Source organism: Aerococcaceae bacterium zg-252 (assembly GCA_016237705.1).
Classification (GTDB): domain Bacteria; phylum Bacillota; class Bacilli; order Lactobacillales; family Aerococcaceae; genus Globicatella; species Globicatella yangjingiae.
Map to the genome: position 1 here is coordinate 1,579,017 of CP066204.1, position 21,384 is coordinate 1,600,400.

The 21,384-nt window shown below is 30.0% G+C and carries 16 protein-coding genes and 1 pseudogene; 3 read left to right on the forward strand and 14 right to left on the reverse strand.

From position 1 onward, the window contains the following. Window positions 1–191: 191 nt before the first annotated feature. Window positions 192–1,220: a glycosyltransferase family 2 protein gene (locus tag JDW14_07300; protein QQD65114.1), complete on the reverse strand. Its 1,029-nt coding sequence runs from the start codon at window positions 1,218–1,220 to the stop codon at window positions 192–194. Window positions 1,221–1,354: 134 nt separating this feature from the next. On the opposite strand from JDW14_07300, the pseudogene JDW14_07305 reads away from it, so the two are divergent. The 3 genes and pseudogenes from JDW14_07305 to JDW14_07315 all read left to right on the forward strand — a co-directional run bounded on the left by JDW14_07305 (window position 1,355) and on the right by JDW14_07315 (window position 5,884). Continuing rightward, window positions 1,355–2,585, forward strand: a pseudogene (locus tag JDW14_07305) (IS30 family transposase). Between the two features lie 732 nt (window positions 2,586–3,317). Then, window positions 3,318–4,787 carry a nucleotide sugar dehydrogenase gene (locus tag JDW14_07310; protein QQD65115.1) on the forward strand — a complete coding sequence of 490 codons (1,470 nt, stop codon included), beginning with the start codon at window positions 3,318–3,320 and terminating at the stop codon, window positions 4,785–4,787. 11 nt (window positions 4,788–4,798) lie between these two features. Further along, window positions 4,799–5,884 (forward strand): GDP-mannose 4,6-dehydratase, encoded by a 1,086-nt coding sequence (locus JDW14_07315; protein ID QQD65116.1) that lies wholly within the window; start codon window positions 4,799–4,801, stop codon window positions 5,882–5,884. A gap of 1,268 nt (window positions 5,885–7,152) precedes the next feature. On the opposite strand, the gene JDW14_07320 is transcribed toward JDW14_07315, so the two are convergent. The 13 genes from JDW14_07320 to JDW14_07380 form a co-directional block, all read right to left on the reverse strand. After that, complete coding sequence (locus tag JDW14_07320; protein QQD65117.1) at window positions 7,153–8,433, reverse strand: oligosaccharide flippase family protein; 1,281 nt, start codon at window positions 8,431–8,433, stop codon at window positions 7,153–7,155. A 99-nt stretch (window positions 8,434–8,532) separates the two neighbouring features. Beyond that, a complete protein-coding gene (locus JDW14_07325) occupies window positions 8,533–9,414 on the reverse strand; it encodes a hypothetical protein (GenBank protein QQD65118.1) in 882 nt (293 codons plus the stop codon). 288 nt (window positions 9,415–9,702) lie between these two features. After that, window positions 9,703–10,905: a glycosyltransferase family 4 protein gene (locus JDW14_07330; GenBank protein ID QQD65119.1), complete on the reverse strand. Its 1,203-nt coding sequence runs from the start codon at window positions 10,903–10,905 to the stop codon at window positions 9,703–9,705. A 164-nt stretch (window positions 10,906–11,069) separates the two neighbouring features. Beyond that, window positions 11,070–12,296, reverse strand: coding sequence for a hypothetical protein (locus tag JDW14_07335; protein ID QQD65120.1), 1,227 nt, complete (start codon window positions 12,294–12,296; stop codon window positions 11,070–11,072). Window positions 12,297–12,300: 4 nt separating this feature from the next. Then, complete coding sequence (locus tag JDW14_07340; GenBank protein ID QQD66530.1) at window positions 12,301–12,870, reverse strand: glycosyltransferase; 570 nt, start codon at window positions 12,868–12,870, stop codon at window positions 12,301–12,303. Window positions 12,871–12,948: 78 nt separating this feature from the next. After that, on the reverse strand, window positions 12,949–13,476 hold the full coding sequence (locus JDW14_07345; GenBank protein QQD65121.1) for a hypothetical protein: 528 nt from the start codon (window positions 13,474–13,476) through the stop codon (window positions 12,949–12,951). 2 nt (window positions 13,477–13,478) lie between these two features. After that, on the reverse strand, window positions 13,479–14,603 hold the full coding sequence (wecB, locus tag JDW14_07350; GenBank protein QQD65122.1) for a UDP-N-acetylglucosamine 2-epimerase (non-hydrolyzing): 1,125 nt from the start codon (window positions 14,601–14,603) through the stop codon (window positions 13,479–13,481). A 2-nt stretch (window positions 14,604–14,605) separates the two neighbouring features. Next, window positions 14,606–15,715, reverse strand: a complete 1,110-nt coding sequence (locus JDW14_07355; GenBank protein ID QQD65123.1) for a capsular polysaccharide biosynthesis protein CapF — start codon at window positions 15,713–15,715, stop codon at window positions 14,606–14,608. A 2-nt stretch (window positions 15,716–15,717) separates the two neighbouring features. Beyond that, complete coding sequence (locus JDW14_07360) at window positions 15,718–16,764, reverse strand: polysaccharide biosynthesis protein (protein QQD65124.1); 1,047 nt, start codon at window positions 16,762–16,764, stop codon at window positions 15,718–15,720. Then, on the reverse strand, window positions 16,751–17,974 hold the full coding sequence (locus tag JDW14_07365; protein QQD65125.1) for a glycosyltransferase family 4 protein: 1,224 nt from the start codon (window positions 17,972–17,974) through the stop codon (window positions 16,751–16,753). The genes JDW14_07360 and JDW14_07365 overlap by 14 nt, the downstream gene beginning before the upstream one ends. Then, a complete protein-coding gene (locus JDW14_07370) occupies window positions 17,971–18,825 on the reverse strand; it encodes an NAD-dependent epimerase/dehydratase family protein (GenBank protein ID QQD65126.1) in 855 nt (284 codons plus the stop codon). The genes JDW14_07365 and JDW14_07370 overlap by 4 nt, the downstream gene beginning before the upstream one ends. Window positions 18,826–18,827: 2 nt before the next feature. Continuing rightward, window positions 18,828–19,439, reverse strand: a complete 612-nt coding sequence (locus JDW14_07375) for a sugar transferase (GenBank protein QQD65127.1) — start codon at window positions 19,437–19,439, stop codon at window positions 18,828–18,830. Window positions 19,440–19,441: 2 nt separating this feature from the next. After that, a complete protein-coding gene (locus JDW14_07380) occupies window positions 19,442–21,295 on the reverse strand; it encodes a polysaccharide biosynthesis protein (GenBank protein ID QQD65128.1) in 1,854 nt (617 codons plus the stop codon). Between the last annotated feature and the right edge of the window lie 89 nt (window positions 21,296–21,384).

Sequence of the window (21,384 nt, forward strand, 5' to 3'; positions counted from 1 at the left end):
GCTCCATTATATCATTTAAAATATTTCCAATTCTTTCTTATACTCAGAACACAAGTTAATCATTTTTATGTAAGCAACAAATAAGCTCTCATTCATACTGTATCTTATCATACCAGTTATGAAATCTTATTTTTGTATTAAGTAGTCTACCTTATTTAATCTTAACAAAAAGCATAATATTATGATTTGATTCAAAATTTATCCTTGGTCTTTATTATAATATTTTCTATCTTTATTTTAAAGACTCTGTTTTTTAGAATAATTAATAATATATATATTGGACTAAAAATATAAAATAAAATTAGTTTTATTTTAGTCGATATATTCATGTCCGAAAATAATACATTTTTCAAATCAAACAAGCAATAAAATTGATTAATAATTTTTTTTAATATTACGAAATCCACTTGCTTATTTAACAACAATTTAATTTGTGCACCTACAAAGATTAAAAAGAAATTTTGCAAATTATTTCTTGCTTTAAATAAATTCATAGACTCTAACAAATTAAACCATTTGTCGAATTCTGGATATACTAAAATTCGATTAACATCGAATGGTTTACTATTTGTATTGCCTGGTAAATCTTGCATATAATAATGCAGATTTAAGTTTACAATTGTGTATCTTTGTACTTTTAATAAAATTGATCTCATAAACTGTACTTCTTCATATAACGGACCTTTGATAAATCTCGTATTATCAATAATATCTTTTTTTATTATTTTATTCCAAACTTCAAACTTAATATCATTTTGTTTATATAAAATTTCAAACACTTGATTTCTATTAATTGTTTTATATTCTACTTTATCTAATTCACTACAAATTAATGAATTAAATTTATCATATCCATATATTTTTTGCGATTTATATTCAACAATATCACTATCTGTTTTTTCTATTATTGGAAGCATCAGTTCGAACGTATTTTTATGTATAAAATCATCTGCATCTAAAAAAGCTAAATAATCACCTGTAGCAACATCTATTCCCCAATTTCGTGCTTCTGCTTGTCCCTCATTATTTTTATCAATGACAAAAACTCGTTTATCCATATTTTCATATCTTCTGCAAATAGACAGACTATTATCTGTAGATCCATCGTTAACTAAAATCAATTCTAAATTCTTATACGTCTGATTTAATATTGAAGCTATTGAATATTCAATAGTTTCTTCTCCATTAAAAATTGGCATTATAACACTAATTTTATTCATATTATCTAATCCTTTTTGTAGTCACTAAATTATTTAATCCCGATATAATATAATATAATATAATATAATATAATATAATGTCCACAACAATCGTATGAAGAAAATTACGTTGTTTTTAAAACCAGAAAAATATTATGAAAAACAATGAATTAAATCATCAACCTAAAAAATATAAACACCTTACTGAAGCTCAACGTCTCTTAATTCAAAATGGTCTTGACTTAGGAATGACTTTTAAACAAATCGCTAAAAGAATTGAGAAAGATCCCACAACTATTTCTAAAGAAGTTAAAAAGCATCTTCTCGTTAAAGAATCCGATGTTCAACATTTCGATAAACAGGGTGTCCCTACGAAAATAACCTGCCCCTACCTACTAAAAGCGCCATTTGTCTGTAACGCATGCCCTAAAAAGTCGCGTCAATGTGGCTTTGATAAACATTTTTCTATTATGCTAAACGAGCTCAAAACGAATACTTAGAATTACTTTCTGAATCGAGAGAAAATGTTGCACTTAATAAAGATTCCTTTTATGAAATGGATCACATCATTTCAAATGGCATCCATAATGGTCAACATCTCTATCACATTATCCAAACACATGACCTACCCATTTCAAAATCTACCGTCTATCGTCATCTCAAAAAAGGATTACTTACCGTTTCGGCAGTGAAATTTCCACGAGTCGTTAAATTTAAACGCCGTAAAGCCAAACCGATTTTAGATCCTATCAATCCAAAATCAAGAGAAAATCGTACCTATCTTGATTTTAAAAATCATCTCAATGAACATCATATGATAGCTGGCTTGAAATGGATACTGTTTTAGGTAAAGTCGGTGGAAAGATCATTGTCACATTTTTACATTCAGCCTCCAATTTTATGTTCGCTATTCTTGTTGATAATAAAACTGCCCTATCGGTGACATATGGAGTTGAGGCATTAAAGCGTCGTTTGTTAGATAGTGGTTTTCTGTTTAGTACCTATTTCCCAGCCATTTTAATGGATAATGGTGGCGAATTTGCACTGGTAGACAGACTCGAACATTGTAGTGGTGACACTAAATCCTCTTTATTCTTTTGTGGCCCTAGACGTTCTGATCAAAAAGCTAGGATTGAAAAAAATCATACTTTATTTCGAGATATTGCACCAAAATCAACATCATTTGATCACTGGACTCAAGAAAAGTTAAATTGTATCTTCTCTCATATCAATTCCATTAAACGAGAAAAATTTAATGGTAAATCTGCTTATGATATGTTTACCTTTATTTTTGATGAAACACTAGCTAACGCTCTTGGGATTTCACGTGTTCCCTCTGAAGATGTTGTACAATCCATTGCTTTACTTAAGCAAATAGGGTTATAATCTAAATATAAAAAGAAGCCTGTTTCCCTTACAAAACAGGCATATCTATTACTGATAAAAACAAGGAGATATGAGGCTACATACTCAATCTTTTTTCCCAACCTAAGTTCCGTTACAGTGGATGTTACCATGAGAAATTGACAATTTAGGTTATTTAGCATGCATCATAATACTTTTTCTCGTTAAAACATTTCCTTGATTTTATCCATTTCTACTTGCATTCTAGCACTTTTTTAGATTTTTCCCACCTTAAATTCCGTTATTTATAGCCTTTTTTCCTGAAGTAACGCCAACCTTTCCAACTGTGTAGGAATTTACGCGAAAAGAAAATACAAAAACGTTGATTTAGTAAAGAAGTTACAGTTGTGTTGCACGGTTCTTATCCACCTTTTCAATTATGCCCGATTGGCTTGAGCAAAGACTATTTTCAACTATCACGGACACTTGGCTGTCATCGTTTGTCTCTGAGCCCATTAAAATCACATACAAATTTAGATGCGAGTAAATTTCGATATTGAAAACCTCCTAAAAACTTACTATTGTGAGGTTATGAGGGGGGATTTGTCATTAAACACCAAAATCAAGAGTGTTTTTATTAATATAAAATCCTGATATACAATTCGGTATTTAAAACATCATTTTCTCATTATTATTTGCTATTTCGTCTTCCGGAACATATAATTATAATAAATCAACGCATAAATGTTATTTAAAACAACAAAGGAGTAAGCGATGAAAAAATTATCAACTCAATTATTAGCAGATATTGTTATCAATAAGCGAAAATCAAAAAGCTTAACGCAGGCACAATTATCTGAATTAACAGGCATTAATAGATCTCTAATCGGTCGTATAGAAAATTTAGATTATTTACCCATGATTCATCAATTGGAATCTCTGGCTAAAATATTAGAATTTAATATAACGGATCTATTTGTCGAAGAAGATAAACCTGTTGAAAAAAATAAGCTCAAATCTTATAAGATTGCTGTGGCTGGTACTGGATATGTCGGATTATCCTTAGCAGTATTACTTGCTCAACATAATGAAGTTACCGCTATAGATATTGTCCAAGAAAAAGTGGATATGATAAATAATAAAAAGTCCCCTATTCATGATGATTATATCGAACAGTACTTAGCAGAAAAAAAACTAAACTTAACTGCTACACTAAACGGTGAACAGGCATACACTGAAGCAGAATACGTTATTATCGCAGCACCAACAAACTACGACAGTAAATTGAATTTCTTTGATACTTCTGCCGTTGAGGCCGTTATTGAATCAGTACTAAAAGTTAATCCAAATGCTTTAATGATTATTAAATCAACAATTCCAGTTGGTTATACTGAATCTGTACGAGAAAAATACAATACCAAAAACATCCTATTTAGTCCAGAATTTTTACGTGAATCAAAAGCATTATATGATAACTTATATCCTTCACGTATTATTGTGTCATCTGATGAAACAACACATAAACATGCTGAAATTTTCGCTCAATTACTACAACAAGGGGCATTAATAGAAGACATTCCAACTTTATTTATGGGATGCACAGAGGCTGAAGCAGTAAAATTATTTGCCAATACATACTTAGCGTTACGTGTTTCATACTTTAATGAACTAGATACTTATGCTGAAAGCAAAGGACTAAATACAAAAGATATTATTGAGGGCGTCGGCTTAGACCCACGCATTGGTTCTCACTATAATAATCCTTCATTCGGATATGGTGGCTATTGTTTACCTAAAGATACCAAACAATTATTAGCAAACTTTGATGATGTGCCACAAAATATGATTACTGCAATCGTAGAAGCCAACCGCACACGTAAAGATTATATTGCTGATCGAGTATTAGAATTAAGTGGAACTTACAGTGCCAACGGTGATTGGGATGAAGATAAAGAGAAAGAAACTGTTATTGGGGTTTACCGATTAACAATGAAGAGTAGTTCTGATAACTTCCGTCAATCTGCGATTCAAGGCGTTATGAAACGTATTAAAGCAAAAGGTGCCAAAGTGGTGATTTACGAACCAACCTTAGCGAGTGGTACCACATTCTTCGGCAGCGAAGTTATCGGGGACTTAGAAGAATTCAAAAAAGTGTCACAAGCTATCATTGTCAACCGTTATGACAGTGCTTTAGATGATGCAAAAGAAAAAGTCTTTACACGCGATATCTTTCGAAGAGATTAATGAGGGATAAAATGAACAAAATAAATTTAGAAAACAAGAAAATATTAGTTACAGGTTCTGCTGGATTCGTTGGAGCTAACTTAGTATTAGAACTTCTCAAGACAATTTCACCTGTGCATATTGTCGGCATTGATAACATGAATACCTATTACGATATTCGTTTAAAAGAATGGCGTCAAGAACAAATAGAAAAAGAACTAAAAAATCATCCGGAATCCACTTTCAAATTTGTTGAAGGTGATATCTCAAATAACGAATTAATTCAATCTCTTTTCAATAATGAAAAACCAAACATTGTTGTGAATTTAGCTGCACAAGCCGGAGTCAGATATTCCATTTCACATTCTGAAGCTTATATGACTTCCAATATCATGGGATTCTATAATATATTAGAAGCTTGTAGACATTCATATGATAATGAACAACAAGGTGTTGAACATTTAGTATATGCTTCTTCGTCTTCTGTTTATGGATCAAATAAAAAAGTACCATATAGCGAGGATGATAAAGTTGACAATCCGGTTTCCCTTTATGCTGCAACTAAAAAAAGCAATGAATTAATGGCACACTCCTATAGTAAATTATATAATATACCAACTACCGGCTTACGATTTTTTACCGTTTATGGACCAGCTGGAAGACCAGATATGGCTTACTTTGGGTTTACAAACAAATTAATCAAGGGTGAGCAAATCCAAATCTTTAATTATGGAAACTGTAAACGTGACTTTACATATATTGATGATATTGTTGAAGGTGTAAAACGAGTAATGACTGGTGCTCCAAGTAAAGAATTGGGTGAAGATGGATTGCCAATTGCGCCTTACTCTATCTATAATATAGGAAATAATCAACCTGAAAATTTACTAGACTTTGTTGATATTTTACAACAAGAATTGGTTGCAGCTAATGTTCTTCCAGAAGATTTTGATTTTGAAAGTAAAAAAGAACTTGTCGCTATGCAGCCTGGTGATGTCCCTATTACTTTTGCAGACACTAGTTCTTTAGAAAGAGATTTTGGTTTTAAACCTAATACTTCATTAAGAGAAGGAATCAGAAAATTTGCTCAATGGTATAGAGAATTTTATGTAAAATAATATAAATGGACTATAAATCTCATAATAAATCCATTGAGGGCATCGTAGAAACGATGTCTAAACAACAATAATTAGTGAGTATGCCTAGGATTGGTCCGGTCTATACTGGCGGCATTATCTCGTAAATCGGACAGATTGACCGTTTTGACTCTCAGGCTCAACTCGCAAAATTTTCAGACTTTATTGAACGACTATCCAGCCTGGTCCGTATGTTTCAACGAATACACTATTGGCAGCTTCAATCATGTAATCGATAAATTCGTTATTACCTGATTGAAACTGCCAATTCAATTAGACGATACGATGCCACCTACCAAGCCTATTATAAATAGAAAAATTCTGAAGTTTCTAAAAATCAACACAAACGTGCCAACACTCTAGCAGCAAGAAAACTTGTGTGCTTAATAGATACGCTACTACGTAATCATACTATTCACCTCAAAGAGGCGATAAAACTCAACATTCACCAACGTTAATTATATTTTTATAATTCTTGAAAATAACATTTTTAGGGTGTAGATTAGTGCTGGCGTTTTAAGATTTTACTTAGTAAAAAGTGTAATTATCTATCATATTTACTTGACATAATACTAATAGACTAAGTAGTGATATCTCTAGTATAAGAGGTTATTTAGGTGAGGGATAGATACCCTAAGCATCCAATAACCAGGTATCTATTCTTCACATAAACTCTCTTTCTCCTTGTGGCATCAATATTTAGGAGGAAGCCCTATGACAAAGCAATAAACAAGATACATATAAGAATCAGCTCCAAATGAAAATTCTACTTCAACAAATAGAAATTATTTGCTACAAATCCATGTCCTCTGATGAAATGGAGTAAATACTAGTACGGTGCTCCTGACTTTAGTTTTTTAACTAAAAAACTCCCAGAACCTTATAATATTCCAAACACCGAAAGACAGGGAATACAGATTAAAATTAGCATTATTACAACAAATGTCAATCTGTATTTTTATCCCCTAGCTAAATATTTAACAGAATAACAACTTTTTCTGGGAATTCAGGAAATAATTTGTGTATATTTTCATTCGATGTCAAATAATCCTCTACATCCCCGTTTTTCAAACAAGGAGTCATTCGATAAGTGCTCTAATAAATAATGAATGTTCAATTCAAAGAAACAAGCTGAATTATTCTCCACAAAATATTTGTTAGATTCCTTACTAGAATTAGGAGAACTATAATTAATAAACCCTCAAGATTAATATTTCTCTCAGATATGCATGGTTAATAAAGTTATTAATTTAAAATATTTTAGAAATATTTTCCTCATATTGATTAACAAAATAGAAATATAATAATATTAATAAAATGTATACAATACTAAAGCCACCATTTATTAAATATAAATATTGTTCAACAGATAATGAATAAAATGTGGATAATAAATAACTTATGAAAGCAGTTAGTATTAAAAATAAATTTAACATCAACTCAATATTCTGTTTGTTAAATAAAGTGAATACACCTGAAAATGAAGATGCAATAAATCTTGTGCCATACATAAAAATTAAAATTCTAATATATTCACCAGCACCTTCATAATTTTTGCCAAAAAATATTGTTGTTAAGCTTGGTGCCAAAATATATAATAAACCAAATCCTAAAATCGATAAAATAGATAACGCGAAAGTAAAAAAACAAAAAACATTTTTAATAGATTTCCCATTAGCAATATTTTCACTTAATTTTTGGAAAAGGACCTTACTAATATTTGACGTAATAAATATAATAGGAATTTCTAATACTCTTAACCCAGAAGTATAAAATCCCAAAATTTTGGGATTAAATAATTCTGATATAGAAATTGTAATTAAAACTGAAGAAAAACTATTAATAAATTGAGAGGGAGTCAAAAATAAAATTTGTCCTTTTGCTTTCTCATTTATTATCCTTTTAAAATTAGTGAAATTGATAAATTTCCTATGCTTAAGTTTTAGTAGATAATTTTTAATTTGAAATTTCAACCCAAAAAATGGAGCGATAAAAAAACCAAATAATAAAGATAAAACTCCAAGATTTAAAAATCCAGCACAAACCTGTATTACGCCTCTACTAAACTCACGAAATACCGATACAACAGATATTGCTTTATAATTTCCATAACGATTTAGATAACTAATAAAGATAAAACGAAGTCCATTAGAAAATACTAAAAATGGCACCAGCAAAGCAAAGTATCCATATTTATTAAATATATTCTCTTTACTTGACAAAATACTTATTAATATTATCAATAAATAAGCAATAGATGTTATAACATTTATGATAATTGAAACATCTGTCAAATATTGAGCTTCAGTTTCATCTTTTTCTGAAACAATTAACATATCAATTTTTAAAGTAGAAATAGGTATTATTACATTAGCTAAAGATATATAATACGTATAAATACCTAAAACCTCAGGACTAAACAGTCGAGTTAAAATTGGTTGTGCTAGTATGTTAATTAACTGTGCAATAACGGTTCCCACCCCCATATGCAATATACCCTGAATTACTTTATTAAAGTCATTATTTTTCATAAAAATTTTAAGAACCACCAATTCTGATAGAAATTTTGTTAATATTCTCAATAATAAAATATAATACAACTGGAATTAATATTGAACTTCTAAATAAAACTAAAGGAGTATAATGTACCATCTAACACAGAACGCAGTTACAAGACTTATAATTATTAAAATAAAATTTGAGCGGTTAGAATTTAAAAGTTTATTCAACACAATTCCAGTAATTATTTCTCCGAAAATTACACCACTCCAACCTGCAAATGAGTATAAGTGTTGGGGCAAAATTCCTCCCCCAGCATTATAATAATAATATGTCTTTGAAAAACCTATTACGTCGCTAAATTCATCTTTTAACCCAAAAATGCCTTTAACAAAACCAAACAAAATATTTAATCCATATTGTTTAGTCTCATGAACTGCAATACCGCTTAATCCCCCATAATACGCCCAGGAAACAGTATCTTGGTAAAGTCCCTTCGCAATAATTTGGTGAAATACATATGAAAATGATAGATTAGAACCAGCACCCCTAATAATCGAAATTAAATTAGACAAAATAATCCCTGAAATACCAAAAAATATTGTGTTTCTAAATGTTAGGTAATGTGGAAACATTAAAAGTAACAAAATAATAATATACAAGAATGATGAAGAACGATCCCCAAATATTGTGAAACTGACAGTAAATAGCACAGCATAAAGAAACAACAATAAGTTTATTATTTTAAATTTCTTCGCAAAAAAATACGTCAAAACAAAAATCACAATTGAATACTCATAAATAGTTGTTTCTATATAAGTATAGGTTCCTAATTGGAAATTTTTACTTAGACTTATTATACCAACACCTAAAATTAAATATAAGAATATTACACCAACTAGTGCGATTATTATATTACTTTTACGATTTCGGCTAATGAGTTTCTTCGTAATATTTTTGTTTGTATTAGTCGGATTTATAAAGCAAGAAAAAATTACAATAAATAATAACATCACTCTAGCAGATAAATCGGTAATATAAGTACTTCTTAGTCCTTCAATCTACCACTGAGAAGTTAAAATACCTTTTTAAGGATATCATTAACAGCAATTGATGTATTTACTAAAAAAATAACAATTGTAATAAACATTAATATATTTTTTTGATTTATATGAAAGCCATAAACTATTTAATATCAATGTAGTAGCTATAAAAATATTGGTATATTCTGATACATTGAAAAAAACATTAATATACTTGATATCAAAAATAAAATATCAATCAAAATATTTTTACTAATTTTAATTTTCATCTTTTTTCTCCCAATTAACTATATTAATTAATTTAATATAGAAATCATTTCTTCGCTTCTGTAAAACAGAATTCTCATATTCTTTTGCTTTTAATATATTATCCCTACTCATTTGACTTAATTTATTCTTATTATTAACTAGATCCATAATTTTATCACTAAAAGCTTCTACATCATCTGGATTAAATAAAAACTCCATTTCTAATAATTCGGGAATTCCATTTACTGGCGTTGATAAGCATGGTAGCCCTACTGCCATTGCTTCAATAATTGCTCTTGGAAGCCCTTCGGCATGGGTTGGAAATAAAAATAAATCCGAATCCAATAACTTATTTCGAATCTCTGACTTAGATGATAAAAAACCTGTGAAATTAACATAATCTTGAATACCTAATGACTCAGCTAAAGTTAAAAACTCCGCTTTCTTTAAGCCATCGCCAATAAAAGTTATATTTGCATTTATACCTCTATCTCGTAAGCTCTTCACAATTTTAATGGCGGTATCATGCCCTTTAATATAATTATTAATATTATTAGCAGTATGTATTAAATTGATTTCTTCACTAATTTTGTCAAAGTTCTTTTCTGATGAAAAAAATTTTTCAGATAAGTTTATACTAGAATAATAACTCTCAAAAAACGAGTAATTACTCTTATTTAATGTACCATTTTTTGAAGGGTACAATTTTTGAAGTGCATATTTGGTTACATATGATACCCCATTTGCCCTTAAGCATGCCTTTTTTAAATGTTTTGTCATTATGTACTTGACAATTTTATTTTCTTCATAAACAGTTTCCGGATCTGCGACAACTTCTAATACATATGGTTTATTTTGCTTACTAAATATTATTTCGGCAATAAAAGAAGTAATTGAAGGTAATCTAAAGATAGCACAGTCAACATCATTTGATAAATTTTTAATTTTTTTTACAAAGTTTGGTAATTTAATTATGTAATCTTTAGCAGACCTAACTAATGGGACTCCCCAAAAGTCAACATTGTCACCACTTGATAATAAAAATCCCTCAACAAATTCATAAGCCACATTATCAATTCTTGAAAGTACAATAATATTAGAAAATGTTTCTAAATATCTTTTCCAAAATTCATATCCATAAATTGTTTTTGTCCAAATTCGATTATCGGGTGTTCTATATAAGTGTGCATCAACAGAAATGAAAACTTTCAAATCAAAACACCTCCTTTATCATTTTCTCCAAACTACTTTATTCATATAATCAGTATAACTTAAAGTAATACGTAATACCTTTTAGATATTTTTTATTATAGAATAATTGAAAAATTTTTTCAAAAGATAGTTAATAGAGTTACTATAAATAATTCTTCTCATTATCATATTTCCCCTTTTTGATTATATAAATACATGCCAATAATATAGCCAAATAGTGGAAATGCCAGAGACACAGACATTAACATTATTAGCAAAACCGTTAAGCAAGATACATATGCATATTTTCTTTCTAAGAGAGAGCCATCTTTTCTTTTCTTAAAAAAAATATATATGGTATTTAAAGGCAAAATTAATCCAAAAATACCCAACTCAAAAACACCTGTTCCCCAAGCACTCATAATTCTACCAGTTGTAAAATTAACATTCACTAATTGTTGTAAAAAAAAGCTAGAGTTCAAAATAATTGGGTAAGCAAAATTATCCCATTGCCCCAGTCCAAAACCCAATCCTTTAGAATAGAATAAACTTTTAAAGGAAACAATAATATGGGATAATCTATCAGTAATACTGCCATCTTTATAAATTGCATCTAATGGATTTTCTAAAAATCTTGAAATCAAAACTCCTACTCTACTAGTAGCAAGTGCATCAACTCTCGTATAAATAATTATAATCAAAAATAATACTAAGGTGGAAAATACTAGCCCTATTATTTTTTTTACGTATTTTTTTTCTAATGTATATTTGAAAAAAAGATATGAAGAGAAAATAATAAAACCTAGTGCAGATTTAGCAAAAAATAATTGAACAACTATAAAAAAAGAATTTACAAAATACTGTTTTTCGGTTTGTTTTTTGTTTATAAAAAAAGAATCATTAATTAAAAGAAAAAATATCAATATTATTGAATAAGCAGATGGTTCTACAGCTAATGATGTTACACCTCTTGTTTCAGAAGTACTCATTCTTGCTATTATTTGTGCGCCAAAACTTCTATGTATAAAATATTGGACAGCTCCAAAAAAAAACCAAATATATAAAATATATTTAAATTGATTGATTTCAATGTATTTAATTGATTGGTAAGCAGCTAAACTTATAGCAAAAACAGAAACATATCCAATTATAGAACGCAAATTATTAATCATTGATATCTCAGGCTGAAATTGAATTATTGAATATATGACCACTATAAAATAAGGTACTAAATATTTTGGTAATTGTAATTTCTTTTTAATTAGCATTTCTAAAATTATAATAATAATTGAAATTATAAAAGCATACGGTTGCGTATCAAATGGTGTTTCAATTAAAGAAACATATGGCACTAAAGAAAAGAAGAAAAGTAAAGAGGCTAATATTTTATTTACACTAATATACACTTTCAAATAACTAACTCCCTTCATTAATTTTAATTACACTATTAAAAATATCTAAGTACTCATTTTGAATTTCATCTAAGTTGATTTTGTTTTCTAAATATTTCTTTACATTTTCTCTTAGCTCGTCAATTTCTTCAAAATTTAATTTTGCGACTTTTTCGATATACTGAACAAATCCAATTTGATTATCTAATGGTAATGCTGAACCAGCAAAATAATCGTTAATATCATTCCATGGGGTTTGATCACTTATTAAAATTGGTACATTAGCTACTAACGCTTCATAAATAATATGACCAAAATTTTCACTTAAAGTTGGCAAAAAGAAAAGATCATATTCCATAATTGTATTGATAATCTCATCGTGAGTTAAAATACCTTTATAATTCCAAAATATATTCTTGCTTGTATATTTCAATGTTCTTAAGGAATCATTAAAATAGATTTCATTTTCGCTAGGTCCGTAAATATCAAAATAAACTTCAATATTCTTGTCAACACCATTTAAACATTCGATAGCATATTTCAAATTCTTTTTAGTCTGAATTCTTGATATAAAGCAAATTTTGATTGTATTAATTCTTTTTTTCTAATAGTTTTACTTTACATTGTAGCGTTGAATACTGTAGGAATGTCTAAAAAAAAAACAATATTTTCTTTATTTACATTTATTTTTTTGTATATTACTAAATTCACTTTCAGATGTAGCTTGATAATAAATTGGTATTTTAAAAAAGAATACTAAAAAATTGTATAAAGTTAAATATAAACTCTTTTTAATTTTTTTAATTTTTAATGCGTTTTCTTCAAGTTCTCCCCTAGGAGCAATTAATAAAGGTATTTTTTGATTTAATGCATACTGTAATCCAATACTCATTAATCTAATATTAAAAAAACTATTAACATAAACTAAATTAAATTTGCTATTTATTTTATCATTTAAAAAAATGAAATTGAAATTTTCTTTATCTAGACAATAAATATTCTCGTTGTACTTTCCTTTTATTAATATATATTTTTTTATATTCTTATTTTCATGCCCATTAATTTCCTTTGAGTTTGTAAATACCGTAATATTATACTCTCCTGATAAATTTTTTACGAAATTTTCAATACTTACTGAGGGCCCTCCATAGGATTTCAAAGGTGGATATCCACTATTTATTATTAATAAATTATTTTTCATTTTTACTTTCTCCACACTACTCTATTAACATAATCAGTATAACTTAAGATAATTCTTAATACTTTATCCGACACATTTGGCATGCTGTAATCAGCAACATGACGAAGTGTATCTTTTTCTTGAATTTCTAATACAGCTAAACCTTGAAGAATGCGTTCTTTTTCTAGTCCAACCATCATCACAAAAGCTTCTTCCATTGCTTCTGGTCGCTCATGTGCTTCACGAATATTCAACGCTTTAAATCCCAATATAGATGATTCTTCACTAATAGTTCCGCTATCACTCAACACTGTTTTAGAATGTAATTGTAGTTGATTATATTCAGTAAAACTCATCGGTTTCATTAAACGTACTAATTCATGAAATTTGACACCTGTCGCTTCAATCATTTTACGAGTACGCGGATGTGTGCTTACAATGACAGGTAGTTGATATTTTTCAGCAATTTCATTTAACGTATCTACCAAATTTAAGAAATTACGCTCTGAATTAATATTTTCATCACGATGTGCGGATACTACAAAATATTCATTTTCTTTTAAATCTAATTTATCTAAAGCATCTGTCTTCTTAATATCATCTAATTTAGAATTTAACACTTCAAACATTGGACTACCTGTTTTGATAACACGATCTGCAGGTAACCCTTCACGCAATAAATATTCTCTTGCGATATCACTATAGGTCAAATTAATGTCAGCTGTATGATCAACAATTTTACGATTCGTTTCTTCAGGAACACGCTGATCAAAACAACGATTACCTGCTTCCATATGGAAAATAGGAATACGATGACGCTTAGCCGCTATCGCACATAAACAAGAATTCGTATCTCCTAAAACTAAAAATGCATCTGGTGCCTCTCCAGTTAAAATTGGATCAATTGCAGATAGAATATTTCCAATTGTTTCAATAGGACTTCCTACAGCTGCATTCAAAAAGTAATTAGGTCTTCTAATTCCAAAATCTGCAAAGAATACTTCGTTTAATTCATAATCATAGTTTTGACCCGTATGGACTAAAATATGTTCGACTGCTTCAGATTCTTCTAATTTTTGAATAACAGCAGCCAAACGAATTATCTCAGGTCTTGTTCCAACCACCGTCATTACTTTTAATTTTTTCATTTTTACACCTCTTCATAAAAAGTATCTGGGTTATTTGGATCAAACACTTCATTTGCCCACATTACCGTCACCATATCAGTCTTTCCTGTATTCTCAATATTATGAGTGTATCCAGTTGGTATATCCACCACTTCTAATTTTTCTCCAGAAACAGGATACTCTATCACTTTGTCCTCACCAACTTTTCTAAAACGAATGACACCTTCTCCTGAAACTACTAAAAACTTTTCATTTTTGGTATGATGCCAATGTTGACCTTTTATTATACCTGGTTTTGCCACATTGATAGAAACTTGTCCACGCTCATCGCTTTTTAAAAATTCGGTAAATGAACCACGATGGTCCACATTCATTTTTAATTCATATGAAAAATCATTTTCTGGTAAAAAACTTAAATACGTAGCATATAATTTTTTACTAAACTCATCTTTCATATCTGGAATAAGTAAATTTTTTCGACTTTCTTTAAAAGATTGAATTAATTCAGCTAATTCTCCAATCAATATCTTATGCACCGTAGGGACGTAATAAAAATTATCGTCCTTATGCCCCTTTCCTTCTATGAGGAGCTTAAGTTCAGCAATAACATCATCGATATAGCATAATTCAATTTCAGCTTTAGGATCATTAACTTGTATCTCAATATCTCTAGCAATGTTATGACAAAAAGTTGCTACTACTGTATTGTAGTTTGGTTTTGACCATTTTCCAAAAAGATTTGAAAAACGATATATGTATACTGGAACATTATACTCTTTAGAGTATTGGAACAATAAATCTTCCCCTGCTTTTTTACTTTTTCCATAAAGATTATCTCTTAAGGCTTGAATAGAAGATGAAAGCATTACTGGAGCTTGATTTTTATGCTTAATTAACAAAGCTAATAACTCTGAAGTAAAGCCAAAATTTCCTTCCATAAAATCTTCTGTATTCTCAGGTCGATTTACACCAGCTAAATGGAAAACAAAGTCAGCTTCTTTCGCCCACAACTCCAATTTTTCCCTTGGAGTATCAAGATCAAATTCAAATATTTGAATTTCTTCATTTCTTGATAAATCTGCCACTAAATTTCTGCCGACAAAACCTTTTGCTCCAGTCACTAATACTTTCACGATTATTTATCCTCCCATTTTATTAATTCTTCTCTTACTAATGGTACCGTCAATAATTTCTCTTTAATTTCAGCTACTGTCATTAATTCTGTATTATTTGAATTAAATTCCTCTAAAGTATTTCTTTCTTCATCTCCAGTTGTAAAGTACTTATCATAGTTCAAGTCACGTTTATCAGCTGGCACACGATAAAAATTCCCCATATCAATCGCATTGGCACACTCTTCATTTGTGAGTAATGTTTCATACATTTTTTCCCCATGTCGTATACCAATTACTTTCATTTTATTATTTGCATTAAATAATTGACGAGTAGCTTCCATTAAGTCTCCAATTGTTGAAGCAGGTGCTTTTTGAACCATAATATCGCCAGACTGCCCGTTTTCAAAGGCATAAATCACTAAATCAACCGCCTCTTCTAAAGTCATAATAAAACGTGTCATATTAGGATCTGTAACAGTAAAATCTTTGCTCTCTTTAATTTGATTGATAAACAATGGAACTACCGAACCTCGAGATGCCAATACATTTCCATAGCGTGTGCAACAAATCATTGTTTTTTCAGGAGCAACCGTTCTCGATTTCGCAACAACAACTTTTTCCATCATTGCTTTTGAAGTTCCCATCGCATTAACTGGATATGCTGCTTTATCAGTTGATAAACAAATTACTTTCTTCACACCAGCTTCTATTGCAGCAGTTAAAACATTTTCAGTCCCAAAAACATTTGTTTTCACAGCTTCCATTGGGAAGAATTCACATGAAGGTACTTGTTTTAACGCAGCTGCATGAAATACAAAATCAACACCATGCATAGCATTACGAATACTGTCTATATCTCGAACATCACCGATATAAAATTTTAATTTATTACTATATTCAGAATACTCGTGTTGATATTTGTGTCTCATATTATCCTGTTTCAATTCATCACGTGAAAATACACGAATCTCTTTAATATCCGACATCAGAAACCTGTCCAACACCGCATTCCCAAAAGAGCCTGTACCTCCTGTAATTAATAAAATACTATCTTTAAATGCTGTCAATATTATCCCCCCATAAAACTTTTTCAAGTATATCCATTAAGTTATCTTTTTTAAAATGTCTATGATAATATTTAATTGAGTTACCACTTAAATATTTTTTATCCTCTTCGGACATCTCTAAAAATTTAACTATATTTGCGAATAAAGCATTCTCATCACCAGATGAACTAACCAATCCTGACATTGATTTTTCTATAATACTTGAGGTTTCACCATCAACTGATGCAATTATTGGCATGGAACATGCCATACTAGACTGCAGTTTAGCTGGTATTGTCATCTGAAACAATTCATTTTTTGATAAAATAATTAAAGAAGCATCACTATTTGCAAAATACTTGGGAATTTCTTCCGGATTTTTTTTCCCGATTAAGTTAAAGTAATCTTCAACATTATACTTGCTAATTTCTTCTATTAATGTTTCTTTATACCTTCCGTCACCAATCAAATTAAATCGGACATTTATTTTTGAGCCTTTCAATTTTTTTGCCACTTTTGGTAAAATATCCAAGCCTTGTGCAGCACCTAAATTTCCAGTAAAAGTTAAATTTAAAATTCCATCATTTGGAATTTCGTTTTTAAATGTATTCTCATAAGGACAATAAAATTCTTCTGCATACTGCGGCCAAAATTGAAGTTTAGCTTTCTCAACACCTCTTTCAATTATTTTATCAATAAAACTTTCAGAAGATGTCAAAATATTATCCACATTTCGATAAATATATTTTACCATTTTTTCTAAATTTGCAATTATCAGTGGGTGATTTATTCCTCCAACAATCTGTACATTTTCCGGCCATAAGTCTGTTACATATAAAGTAACAGGTATTTTCCTACGTTTAGCTAACCAAACTCCCGGTAATGCCTGTGTCATAGGCGATACCTCATATATAAATATATGATCTGGATTAATTTTTGTGATAATCTGCCAAAAGAATCCAAAAAACACAAAACTAAGGTAGTTAGCTACTAATCCTAATTTTCCCTTGCCTCTTGGAAGCAATGGGATTCTATGAATTTCAACTTCACCCATTTTTTCATTCCGTGAAAAAAAATTATATCCATCATAATATTTGCCTTCAGGATAATTCGGTATTCCAGTTAACACAGACACCTTATAGCCTCTCTTAACCAAATCTAACGCAATATCATTAACTCTAAATTGTTCTGGATAAAAATACTGCGAAACTATTAAAATATGCTTTTTCATTTTTGTTCTTTTTCCGTTCTTAATATACTTTTCTCAAAATCTACAATTTGATAGGAGAATGAATATCTACTCAATTTTTTTTCATAGTAAAGGTCACCAAACATTTTATTGAATATTTTTAAAGTTTTTAATGCACTAATCACACTATTAAATAATTTAGTGGTAATTATATTATGATTATGTGCCTTCGCAATTTCTTTCACTAAATTACTTGTATTAATATACTCTTTATTTTGTGGATGAAAATATCCAAACAAATTTAATTCAATGACTTTCGCAATACATTCCATTAAATTATCAATATGAATCATACTTCGTTTATTATCATAATCTGGAAAAACAGGAATTTTTTGAGCTAGTTTAGCTAATTTAGGATAATTTCCTTTTGAACCTTTCCCATAAACCATCGGTGGTCTCATAATTGCAATGTTAAAAGTATCAGCCTGTAATGAAATAATTCCCTTTTCAGCCTGCAATTTACTATCTCCGTAAAAATTATCAGGATTAGGTACAGTTTCCTCAGTAATAGCCGAATTTTTTGTCCCAAATACAATCATACTACTCATAAATACAAACTGTTTTGCCCCATCATTTTTTGCTTTTTTAGCTACCTCAATTGTTAAATCGCGATTTACAGAATAGTATAAATCTTTAAGTTTTGGATTTGAAGAGTTATGCGCAATACCTGCTACGTGAAATATAGTGTGATATTCTCCAAAATTAAGTTTTTTCCATTCATCGTTTTTTGCATCAACTTCATCAATTTCAAAGTCATGGCCTCTTTCACTTGTATAATTGATAAACGATTGCCCAATATAACTGTTTTTACCAACTATCAATATTTTCTTCATTATTAAACATCCTCTTTATTCTTTAAAGCTCCCGTCCCGCCTTCAACGACACCCTCGCTTTTTACAATACTAAATATCGTCCCAAAGAAACACTTCAAGTCGAACAAGAAACTCATTTTTTCAACATATTCCCCATCAAGTTTTGCCTTTACTGGTATTTCTAACTCATCACGTCCATTGATTTGCGCCCAGCCAGTTAAACCAGGTAAAACATCATTTGCCCCATACTTTTCACGTTCAGCCACCAAATCATCTTGATTCCATAATGCTGGACGAGGACCAATAATTGACATTTCTCCTTTAAGAATATTGATAATTTGAGGTAGTTCATCTAAACTTGTCTTTCTTAAAAAGGCTCCTGATTTAGTAATAAATGTTTCTGGATTGCCTAATAAGTGCGTAGGGGTATCTTTTGGTGTATCTGAACGCATCGTTCTAAATTTATAGATTTCAAAAAATGAGCGATGGATGCCCACACGTTTTTGTCTAAAGAATACAGGACCTTTAGAATCAAATTTTATCCAAATCGCAATGAACAGGAAGATAGGGCTTAACAAAATTAAGCCCAATAATGCTAATATAAAATCAATAATTCTCTTAATTGATAAATACATATTTACTCCTCCTCATGCACATTCGCAAAATTAACTATTGCTTCTTTCAATGCTTGTGAATTATCTTTTTTCAATCCAGTAATAAACTGTTCAATTTCTTGTAACGGACGCTTCGCAACATTTCCAACAAAGATTTTGCCGTCAATTTGCTTATCTCCCTTTTCACTACTTAATAACAATTCTTCAAACAATTTTTCACCAGGACGTATTCCAGCTTCTACTATTGGAATTTCATGTTCTTTATAACCACTTAATAAGATTAATTTTTTAGCTAAGTCGACAATTTTAACTGGTTCCCCCATATCTAAGACAAAGACTTCACCACTCTGTGCAAAGGCACCCGCATGAATTACTAAACGGCTCGCTTCAGGAATTGTCATAAAATAACGTGTCATTCTAAAATCAGTAACTGTTACTGGGCCGCCCTCATCAATTTGCTTTTCAAACACTGGAATAACACTACCACGACTTCCCAATACATTACCAAATCGAACAGCACAAAAAACTGATTTACTTTGTTGTGCAATACCTGTAATGATTAATTCAGCTACACGCTTTGATGCCCCCATGACATTTGGTGGGTTGACAGCCTTATCTGATGAAATCATCACCATTTTCTTAATTCCAACTTCATCCACAGCCGTTGCGACATTATACGTTCCAATAATATTGTTTTTATATGCTTCAATCGGATTCATTTCCATTAATGGTACATGTTTATGAGCTGCAGCATGGTAAACAATATCTGGTTTTTTATCATTCATAATTTGAACTAAACGTTCTTTATCTTGAATATCAGCGATAATCGGTTCATATTGAATCATACGACCTTGTTTTAACATTTCATGATAGATTAAATAGATTGAATTTTCACCGTGTCCTAATAATAAAATACGTCTTGGATTAAAACGAGAAACTTGACGAACAATCTCAGATCCGATTGAGCCACCGGCACCTGTTACTAAAATCGTTTTATTTTCCAATTCCTTACGTAGTAACGTCTCATCTAATTTAACTTCTTTACGTCCCAGCAAGTCAGCAATATCAACTTTAGGCAATACTTTTATTGAGGGTGTAATGCCTTGTAAGACCTCTTCAACTTTAGGCATTTTTGATACTTTTAATCCATACTGATTGCACATGGCTAACAATCGTTCATAATCTTCCGACTTTAGCGAAGGAATTGCAATAATAACTTCTTCGACACCTTGTTCACTTAATTCAGCAAGCTTTGTACTATCCCCAAGAACACGAACACCACCGATAATTTTATTATGCTTTACTGGATCATGATCTAAAATACCTACAATTTCAATATTACCAGGGTTACGAGAATAACTTTCCATAAAGTATGAACCACCGTCACCAGCCCCCATAATAACAACTTTTCTATATTGTTCTCCATCTTCTATTTTTGAACGGTTTGCTGTACTATAGATTAATTGCCACATAACACGCAATGATAAAACAAAAAACACAGAACCGAGCACTGACAAAATAGAAAAACGAATAGAATGTTCTTGCATAATTAAAAAAAGTATCAAATAAGCACACAGGTGACTGAATACAGTTAAGGAGAATAATTTAATAAAATCAAATGTCCGTAAATATCGGTTAATATGTACACGAATTGTCGTCACATACCCTAAAAGCAAAAAAACACCCCACGCAATAAAAGTATAGAAGATTTCAGTCCTCAAAGAGAGCGTAGTTATCTTCGATAAAATAAACATTGCAAATACGGTACCAAAGATAAACGCTAATGCATCTCCAATTGTCCATAATATTTGTCGCTGAACTTTTGTAAGATTTTCAATTGCAACAATAAAATTTTTTTCTAAACGATTTAAATTCATTTATTTCTCTCCCAGTTACTATTCCTATAAATATAAAATTCACTTGTTCAATACCTATCATATTAAAACAGAGTAAATGTTTCAGAATT